The organism is Streptomyces sp. MB09-01 (assembly GCF_033794505.1).
Taxonomy (GTDB): domain Bacteria; phylum Actinomycetota; class Actinomycetes; order Streptomycetales; family Streptomycetaceae; genus Streptomyces.
Window position 1 is genome coordinate 21,690 of record NZ_JARAYQ010000086.1, and the last position, 8,828, is coordinate 30,517.

Genomic DNA, 8,828 nt, shown 5'->3' on the forward strand with positions numbered 1-8,828 from the left:
GGGCCGACGGGCCTACTCGGGGTGTACGTGCCCCATCCACTCCCACAGGCTGCGGCCGCCGGGCCCCTTGTCCTCCCAGTCGCAGAACTGAAGGTCCGCAAGGGATCCGTCGATCGCGAAGAGGTTCACCTCGCCGTCGTAACCCCCCTCGGCGTCGGAGAGCGAGGCCGAGGCCACCACGGCCATCCGCTTCTCCAGCGGCACCGCCGGCGCGGCGTCCGTGTCCACGCGCAGGTACACGCACGGACACGCGCAGTCGCTCGCATGCATCACCGTGTGCGGGATCTGGGCCCGAAAGCGCCCGTCCGACTCCCCGGCCAGGAGCAGCTCGAGCGTCCGCCGTACGTCCTCGCTCAGCGGCTCCCAGCCGTCCGGCTCGGGCACCGGCTAGCGGGCCATGATCAGGGACATGGCCTCGTTGCGGGTGGCGGGGTCGCGGAGCTGGCCGCGGACCGCCGAGGTGATGGTCTTCGCGCCCGGCTTGCGGACGCCGCGCATGGTCATGCACATGTGCTCGCACTCGATCACCACGATGGCGCCGCGCGGGTCGAGGATCTCCATCAGGGAGTCCGCTATCTGCGTGGTCAGCCGCTCCTGCACCTGGGGGCGGCGGGCGAACACGTCCACGAGGCGGGCCAGCTTCGACAGGCCGGTGATCTTGCCGTCCGTGGACGGGATGTAACCCACGTGGGCCACGCCGTGGAACGGGACCAGATGGTGCTCACATGAGCTCATGACCTCGATGTCCTTCACCAGGACCATCTCGTCGTGGCCGAGGTCGAAGGTCGTGGTCAGGACCTCTTCGGGCTTCTGGTAGAGGCCGGCGAATATCTCCCTGTACGCCCGCGCCACGCGCGCCGGGGTCTCCAGCAGGCCCTCGCGATCCGGGTCCTCGCCGACCGCGATCAGGAGCTCACGGACCGCCGCCTCGGCGCGCTTCTCGTCGAACACGCCGATCGTGCCCTCGTCGCCGGTCAGGGTCACTGGGTCCGTCATTGCTTCCTCGTTCCTGTGAAAAAAATGCCGCGCCCCCCAGGCTAGAACCTGGGGGGCGCGGCTTCCATTCCGGGTGGATCGGCCCGAAAACTACTCTGGGCGATCCTCGGGGGCCACTTCGATGCCCTTCTCCGTGGAGACCGGCGTCACGGCGGTGGTCGCCGAGGTGCCGTTCGCCGAGTTCGTCAGCTGGAGCTCCTTGGGAGAGAGCACCGGCGGACGGGTGGAGGGGGTGCGGCGGGAGGAGCCGGTCCACGCGGGGCGGGCCGGACGCTTCACGATCGTCGAGAAGATCTCGGCGATCTGCTCCTTGTTCAGCGTCTCCTTCTCCAGCAGCGCGAGGACCAGGTTGTCGAGGACGTCACGGTTCTCGACGAGGATCTCCCAGGCCTCGTTGTGCGCGGTCTCGATGAGCTTCTTGACCTCTTCGTCGACCAGCGCCGCGACCTCTTCCGAGTAGTCCCGCGGGTGCGACATCTCGCGGCCCAGGAACGGCTCGGTGTTGTCGCCGCCGAACTTGATCGCACCGAGACGCTCGGTCATGCCGTACTGCGTGACCATGGCCCGCGCCGTGGCGGTGGCCTTCTCGATGTCGTTCGCCGCGCCCGTGGTCGGGTCGTGGAAGACCAGCTCCTCGGCCGCGCGCCCGCCCAGCATGTACGCCAGCTGGTCGAGCATCTCGTTGCGCGTGGTCGAGTACTTGTCCTCGTCGGGCAGGACCATGGTGTAGCCCAGGGCCCGCCCGCGGGACAGGATCGTGATCTTGTGGACCGGGTCGGAGTTCGGGGAGGCCGCCGCGACCAGGGCGTGTCCGCCCTCGTGGTAAGCGGTGATCTTCTTTTCCCGGTCCGACATGATCCGGGTCCGCTTCTGCGGGCCCGCCACGACGCGGTCGATCGCCTCGTCCAGCGAGTGGTTGTCGATCAGCTTCTTGTCCGAGCGGGCCGTGAGCAGCGCGGCCTCGTTCAGGACGTTGGAGAGATCGGCACCGGTGAAGCCGGGCGTACGGCGGGCGACGGCGCTCAGGTCGACGTCCGGGGCGACCGGCTTGCCCTTCTGGTGGACCTTGAGGATCTCCAGACGGCCCTGCATGTCCGGACGGTCGACCGCGATCTGCCGGTCGAAGCGGCCGGGGCGCAGCAGTGCCGGGTCGAGGATGTCCGGACGGTTCGTGGCGGCGATCAGGATGACGCCGCCCTTCACGTCGAAGCCGTCCATCTCGACCAGCAGCTGGTTGAGGGTCTGCTCGCGCTCGTCGTGACCGCCGCCGAGACCCGCACCGCGGTGCCGGCCGACGGCGTCGATCTCGTCGACGAAGACGATCGCCGGGGCGTTGGCCTTGGCCTGCTCGAACAGGTCACGGACACGCGAGGCACCGACACCGACGAACATCTCGACGAAGTCGGATCCGGAGATCGAGTAGAAGGGGACACCGGCCTCGCCCGCGACGGCGCGTGCGAGCAGGGTCTTGCCGGTGCCGGGCGGGCCGTACAGCAGCACGCCCTTGGGGATCTTGGCGCCGACGGCCTGGAACTTCGCCGGCTCCTGGAGGAACTCCTTGATCTCGTGGAGTTCTTCGACGGCCTCGTCCGAGCCCGCGACATCGGCGAACGTCGTCTTCGGGGTGTCCTTGGTGATGAGCTTGGCCTTGGACTTCCCGAAGTTCATGACCCGGGAGCCGCCGCCCTGCATCTGGTTCATCAGGAACAGGAAGACAACGACGATGAGGACGAAGGGCAGGAGCGAGAGGAGAACGCTCAGGAACGGGCTGGTCTTGTCCGGAGTGACGGAGTACCCGTCCGGGATCTGACCGGCGTCGTACTTGGTCTGGAGGTTCTGGGCGAGCTGGACGCCCTGATCCCCGATGTAGTTGGCCTGGAACTTGGTGCCGTCGTGCTTGCCGAGCTTCTGGCCGTCTCGCAGCTCGATCTTGATCATCTGGCTGTCGCCGGTGGTCAGCTTCGCTGTCTCCACCTGGCCAGTGTTGATCGCCTTGATGACCTCGCTGGTGTCCACCGACTTGTAGCCGCCGCCGGAGCCGACGACATTCATCAACACGACCACGGCGAGGACGGCCAGCACGATCCACATGACCGGCCCACGGAAGTATCGCTTCACGTCCATCCATACGGGGCGCCAGGCACCCCGTCCCTCCTGCCCGTAGGTAAATGCTGCTGTGAGTAAAGACTGTTCTTCGGAATGTACCCCTGTATTGTCACCCGCGGTCCCATGGGACGGCTGACAGACCCGCCTTCCCCTGCTCCAACGGCGGGAATCGCCCACAGGTTCCCCGGAGCGTGCGCGGCTTCCCGCAACGGGCCCCGGGGACCGGGAGCGGGATCAGCCGCCGTAGACGTGCGGGGCGAGCGTGCCGACGAACGGCAGGTTGCGGTACTTCTCCGCGTAGTCGAGGCCGTAGCCCACCACGAACTCGTTGGGGATGTCGAAGCCGACCCACTTCACGTCGATCGCGACCTTCGCGGCCTCGGGCTTGCGCAGCAGCGTGACGACCTCGAGGGAGGCCGGCTGGCGGGAGCCCAGGTTCGACAGCAGCCAGGACAGCGTCAGACCGGAGTCGATGATGTCCTCGACGATCAGGACGTGCTTGTCCTTGATGTCGGTGTCCAGGTCCTTGAGGATCCGGACCACACCCGAGGACTGGGTTCCGGCGCCGTACGAGGACACCGCCATCCAGTCCATGGTGAGCGGGGTGGACAAGGCCCGGGCCAGGTCCGCCATCACCATCACTGCACCCTTGAGCACACCGACGATGAGCAGGTCCTTGCCCGCGTACTCCGCGTCGATCTTCGCGGCCAGCTCGGCCAGCTTCGCGTCGATCTCTTCCTTGGTGATGAGCACCGACTGGAGGTCGTTGCCCATGTCCTTCTCGTCCACCCGCATCACTTTCGTTGTCGGCCGGGGCTCCGGGGGTACCCCCGGAGGACTCAGCCGTGTTTCAGCACCAATCAGCCCTGCCGGATGACAAGTCTGCCACCCTGCCGCTGGGCCTCCACCCGTCCGGGCAGGTTGATGGCGCCCTGGCCGCGCCATCCGGTGATGAGCCGGTCGACTTCCTCGATGTGGCGGGCGAAGAGGGAGCCCGCGGGAGAGCCCGCGGCGACCACGGCCCTGCGCAGCACCCGGCGGCGGACGGCCGGGGGCAGGGCGTACAGCTTGGCGCACTCCAGGCGGCCGTCCGCGTCCCGTACGCCGGTCTCGGCCTCGGCGGCCCAGGCGTCCAGGGCGTCGGCGTCGTCGCGGGAGAGCTGCGCGGTGCGGGCCAGTGCCTCGACGACCCCCTTGCCGAGCGCCTTCTCCAGGGCGGGCAGTCCCTCGTGGCGCAGGCGGGAGCGGGTGTAGGCGGGGTCCATGTTGTGCGGGTCGTCCCAGACGGCGAGGGACTGGACCATGCAGGCCTTGCGGGCGGTCTGCCGGTCGATCTGGAGGAAGGGGCGGCGGTAGCGGTGGCTGCGGCCGGGGCCTCCGGACACTTCGGCCATGCCGGACAGCGAGCGGATCCCGGAGCCGCGGGCGAGGCCCAGCAGGACGGTTTCGGCTTGATCGTCCCGGGTGTGGCCCAGGAGCACGGCGGCGGCACCGAGGCGGTCTGCGGCCTCGTCCAGGGCCCCGTAGCGGGCGTCGCGGGCGGCGGCCTCGGGTCCCCCCTCACGGCCCACGCGCACGGCGACGGACTCCACCGGGTCGAGGCGGAGTGCGGTCATGCGGGTGACGACCTCGGCGGCGCGCAGGTCGGAGCCCGGCTGGAGGCCGTGGTCGACGGTGATGCCGCCGGCCCGGATGCCGAGTTTGGGGGCCTCGAACGCGAGGGCCGAGGCGAGCGCCATCGAGTCGGCGCCGCCGGAGCACGCGACGAGGACGAGTGGCCGGCTTCCCGCTGCGGTGCGGGGGCCGTCGGGAGTGTCGGTGAGGTCGGTGAGGACGTCGTGAAGTACGCGGCGGACCGCCAGGCGTATCGCCGCGACCGCAGGATGGGGACCCATGTCCGGTGCCCTTCGATGGAGTTCGGATGCCTCGGAGGCGTTGGGGTGTGGTGCGCTGGGGTGGTGCCCGGTACCCCCGCCGGGCGGGGGCTGCCACTCAGGAATGTCACTCAGAGTGCGTCGATGGTGACAGAACCGGGCCGTTCCCCGAGCATCGCACGCCCTTCCACGGCCCACGGTCCCTCGGACGGGTGATGCTGCTTCCCCCAGTGAGACATGTTTACGCCCCTTGAGTCACCCTCATTCGCTCTCTTCGCTCCCCTTGCGGTGGACTCGGGCCACCCAGTCGGCGGGCCTGGCGATCTCGGCCTTGGTCGGCAGTGTGTTCGGGGAGGTCCAGACCCGGTTGAAGCCGTCCATGCCGACCTGGCCCACGACGGCGCGCACGAAGCGCTCGCCGTCGCGGTACTGGCGCAGCTTGGCGTCGAGACCGAGGAGCTTGCGCAGGGCGGCGTCGAGACGGCCGGCTCCGCTGGCCCTGCGCTGCTGGAACTTCTCGCGGATCTCGGCGACCGAGGGCACCACCTCCGGGCCGACCCCGTCCATGACGAAGTCGGCGTGGCCCTCCAGGAGGGACATGACGGCGGTGAGTCGGCTCAGGATCTCGCGCTGCTCGGGGGTCTGCACGAGCTCGACGAAGGAGCGTCCCTCGTCGCCGTGCTCGGCGTCGGGACGGGCGCCGACGAAGGACTGGGCGGCCTCCCGGATGCGCTCGAGGACGGTCGCCGGGTCCACCTCGGTGGCGCCCAGGAACGTCTGGATTTCGCCTTCGAGGTGGTCGCGCAGCCACGGGACGGCCGTGAACTGTGTACGGTGCGTCTCCTCGTGCAGGCAGACCCACAGCCGGAAGTCGTGCGGGTTCACCTCCAGCTCGCGCTCGACGTGCACGATGTTGGGGGCGACGAGCAGCAGCCGGCCGCCCGCGGCCGAGGCCGGCAGGTCCCGCGAGACGGGGGCGAAGGTCTCGTACTGGCCGAGGACCCTGGAGGCCAGGAAGCTCAGCAGCATGCCCAGCTCCACGCCGGTGACCTTGCCGCCGACCGCGCCGAGCACGGCCCCGCCGGGGGCGCCCGCGCGGCGGTCCTGCATCTTGCCGAGGAGCGGCTGGAGCAGCTCGCGGAATCCGGCGACGTTGGCCTTGACCCAGCCGGCCCGGTCGACGACCAGGACGGGGGTGTCGGGGACGGCGGCCCCTTCCGCGATCATCCGGGTGAACTCGCGCACGTGCCGTTCCGAGGTCCTGGCGTGCCCGCGCAGCTCCGCGACGACCGCCCGTGCCTCGTCCCGGGTGACCTCCGGCCCGGGTCGCACCAAACGGGTCGCGGTCGCCACCGCGAGGTTCCAGTCGACCATCTCCGCACCACTGATGCTCGTCATGCGTCAACCGTACGTGGACGGGGCGCCCGGCGGACCCCCTACGAAGCGGTCGCGACGGCCGCGGCCAGCTTGTCGAGGGCCTTCTCGGCGCCCTCGGGGCCGGGGCTGTTCGCGGTCAGGAACGCGAAGGCGAGCAGTCGGCCGGAGGAGTCGACGACGGTCCCGGAGAGGGAGTTCACGCCCGTCAGGGTGCCGGTCTTGGCCCGGAGCAGGCCCGCGGCGGGGGAAGTGCCCGCGTTGCGGCCGCGCAGGGTCCCGGTGAAGCCGGCGACGGGCAGCCCGGTGAGGACCGGCCGCAGCTCCGGGCGCTGCGGGTCGGCGGCCTTGGCGAGGAGGCCGGTCAGCAGGCCGGCGCTGACCTTGTCGGCGCGGTTCAGGCCGCTGCCGTCGGCGAAGCGGGAGCCGGCGGTGTCGACGCCGAGGGCGGCGAGCTTGGCGGTGACGGCCTTCTCCGCGCCTTCGAAGCTGGCGGGCTGGCCGGAGGCGAGGGCGGTCTGCCGGGCGAGGGCCTCGGCGATGTCGTTGTCGCTGTTGGTCAGCATCCGCTCGACGAGCCCGGCCATCGGGGTGGAGAGGGTGGTGGCGAGCGGCTGGGCGGGAGCGGCCCCGCCGCCGGCGGCCTTGGTCCTGGCCGGTTCGCCGGTGACCTTGATCCCGCGCTCGGTGAGCAGCGTCCGGAACGCGCGGGCGGCGTCCTTGGACGGGTCCTCGGTCCGGTCCACGGGCCCGGAGGTGGAGTCGTCGGGGCGGCCCTCGTCGGCCGTCAGGGCGGTGACGGGCGCGATGTTGGGGTTCACGCCGATCGGGTGGCGGGCGGGGCCGGTGTAGAGGCTGTCGTCGTAGCCGAGGGTCACGGTGTCGGTTCCGGCGGCCTTGAGGGCCTGCGCGGTGTCGGCGGCGAGCGCGACGAGGCTGCCGCCGGATCCGGCGGGTCTCTTCTTCTTCGCCGTGAGGGAGGGGTCGCCGCCGCCGACCAGGACGATCTGTCCGGGGGCGGCTCCGGGCACGACGGTGGTCCTGATCCGGTGCTCGGGCCCGAGCGCGGCCAGCGCGGCGGCGGCGGTGACGATCTTGACGGTCGAGGCGGGGGTCATGGCGTCCCGCGCCCCGGACTCGTAGAGCACCTGCCCGGTGGCGGTGTCGACGACGGAGGCGGTGCGTACGGTGCCGAGCGCGGGGTCGGCGAGCAGCGGCTTGAGCGCGGCGGCGAGGTTCCCGGCGGCGGCGGCGGGGGCGGCCGCCTGCCCCTGCGGGGCGCCGGGGCCGATCGCGCCGAGCACTCCGGGGGCGCTGGGCGCAGCCTGCGGCAGGAGCCCGGAGCCGGTCCCTCCACCGTGATCTGCGCCACCCGTAAGGCCCCAGGAGGCGGCCCTGTCCCGCTCGGCCTTACGCTGGCCGGAGTCCCAGGGACCGGCGGCGGCCACCGCTGCCACCGACAGGGCGAGGCCGGCGACGGCCGCACCCGCGATGAGCTGCCACGACTTGACCAATGGCACCTCGGACCAGCCCCTTTCGCGATCACACATATGCGTGAGGGACACTTAACCACTGCGTCTTGCCGCGGGCATGGCACCCCACCGGCTGGGGGCCCCTCCCAGCGGTAGCTGGGGGAGGCTGGGCCGGACGCGCGCGTAATTGAATCAAGTGCGGTCTCGAAGCGATTCGGGCTGCTGAAGCTGATCATGGAGGAGCAGGACGTGGAGTTCGACGTCACCATCGAGATCCCCAAGGGTTCGCGGAACAAGTACGAGGTGGACCACGAGACCGGCCGGATCCGTCTGGACCGTCGCCTCTTCACCTCGACCAGCTACCCGGCCGACTACGGCTTCGTCGAGAACACCCTCGGCGAGGACGGCGACCCGCTGGACGCGCTGGTCATCCTGGACGAGCCGACCTTCCCCGGCTGTCTGATCAAGTGCCGCGCCATCGGCATGTTCCGCATGACGGACGAGGCGGGCGGCGACGACAAGCTGCTCTGCGTACCGGCCTCGGACCCGCGTGTCGAGCACCTGCGCGACATCCACCACGTCTCCGAGTTCGACCGCCTGGAGATCCAGCACTTCTTCGAGGTCTACAAGGACCTGGAGCCGGGCAAGTCCGTCGAGGGCGCCAACTGGGTCGGCCGCACCGAGGCCGAGGCCGAGATCGAGGCCTCGTATAAGCGCCTCGAGGCGCAGGGCGGCGGCCACCACTGAGCTCGCGCTCGGCGGTAACGGGCCGGGGGACTCCCCCGAGCCCCTTGTGACATGCGGGCGGTACCCCGGACGGGGTGCCGCCCGCATGTCACAAGAATTTTCCGACCCCAGAAGCAAGGCGGAAATTTGGATTGCCGCCTCTGGCTGGAAAAACAAAAAAAAACAGCACGAAAACGATAAAACAGGTAACCAGGAGAAGAAATAATACAGCGAAATGACTTACAGTGCGATCGCACAAAACTGACACTTGACAGGCAAA

At 70.0% G+C, this 8,828-nt stretch carries 8 protein-coding genes; 1 reads left to right on the plus strand and 7 read right to left on the minus strand.

Annotated features, from left to right (window positions below; translation table 11 throughout):
* Window positions 1-12: 12 nt before the first annotated feature.
* The 7 genes from PV721_RS19555 to dacB form a co-directional block, all read right to left on the minus strand.
* The gene (locus tag PV721_RS19555) at window positions 13-384 is read right to left on the minus strand and encodes a hypothetical protein (protein WP_319726064.1); all 372 of its coding nucleotides are present in this window, start codon (window positions 382-384) and stop codon (window positions 13-15) included.
* 3 nt (window positions 385-387) lie between these two features.
* On the minus strand, window positions 388-996 hold the full coding sequence (gene folE / locus PV721_RS19560) for a GTP cyclohydrolase I FolE (protein WP_319726065.1): 609 nt from the start codon (window positions 994-996) through the stop codon (window positions 388-390).
* A 90-nt stretch (window positions 997-1,086) separates the two neighbouring features.
* Entirely contained in the window at window positions 1,087-3,120 is a 2,034-nt protein-coding gene (gene ftsH / locus PV721_RS19565; RefSeq protein ID WP_319726068.1) for an ATP-dependent zinc metalloprotease FtsH, read from the minus strand.
* 216 nt (window positions 3,121-3,336) lie between these two features.
* Window positions 3,337-3,897, minus strand: a complete 561-nt coding sequence (gene hpt / locus PV721_RS19570) for a hypoxanthine phosphoribosyltransferase (RefSeq protein WP_030010907.1) — start codon at window positions 3,895-3,897, stop codon at window positions 3,337-3,339.
* Window positions 3,898-3,962: 65 nt separating this feature from the next.
* A complete protein-coding gene (gene tilS / locus PV721_RS19575; protein WP_319726077.1) occupies window positions 3,963-4,997 on the minus strand; it encodes a tRNA lysidine(34) synthetase TilS in 1,035 nt (344 codons plus the stop codon).
* 240 nt (window positions 4,998-5,237) lie between these two features.
* On the minus strand, window positions 5,238-6,374 hold the full coding sequence (locus tag PV721_RS19580; protein WP_319726080.1) for a zinc-dependent metalloprotease: 1,137 nt from the start codon (window positions 6,372-6,374) through the stop codon (window positions 5,238-5,240).
* A gap of 38 nt (window positions 6,375-6,412) precedes the next feature.
* The gene (dacB, locus tag PV721_RS19585) at window positions 6,413-7,900 is read right to left on the minus strand and encodes a D-alanyl-D-alanine carboxypeptidase/D-alanyl-D-alanine-endopeptidase (RefSeq protein ID WP_416371135.1); all 1,488 of its coding nucleotides are present in this window, start codon (window positions 7,898-7,900) and stop codon (window positions 6,413-6,415) included.
* Between the two features lie 171 nt (window positions 7,901-8,071).
* On the opposite strand from dacB, the gene PV721_RS19590 reads away from it, so the two are divergent.
* Entirely contained in the window at window positions 8,072-8,569 is a 498-nt protein-coding gene (locus PV721_RS19590) for an inorganic diphosphatase (RefSeq protein WP_319726088.1), read from the plus strand.
* Window positions 8,570-8,828 lie beyond the last annotated feature (259 nt).

What these genes read in the sequence shown, in the direction of transcription:
- dacB (WP_416371135.1), bottom strand. Translation starts at nt 7,900, where the DNA reads ATGTGTGATCGCGAAAGGGGCTGGTCCGAGGTGCCATTGGTCAAGTCG.
- ftsH (WP_319726068.1), bottom strand. Translation starts at nt 3,120, where the DNA reads ATGGACGTGAAGCGATACTTCCGTGGGCCGGTCATGTGGATCGTGCTG.
- PV721_RS19580 (WP_319726080.1), bottom strand. Translation starts at nt 6,374, where the DNA reads ATGACGAGCATCAGTGGTGCGGAGATGGTCGACTGGAACCTCGCGGTG.
- folE (WP_319726065.1), bottom strand. Translation starts at nt 996, where the DNA reads ATGACGGACCCAGTGACCCTGACCGGCGACGAGGGCACGATCGGCGTG.
- hpt (WP_030010907.1), bottom strand. Translation starts at nt 3,897, where the DNA reads ATGCGGGTGGACGAGAAGGACATGGGCAACGACCTCCAGTCGGTGCTC.
- tilS (WP_319726077.1), bottom strand. Translation starts at nt 4,997, where the DNA reads ATGGGTCCCCATCCTGCGGTCGCGGCGATACGCCTGGCGGTCCGCCGC.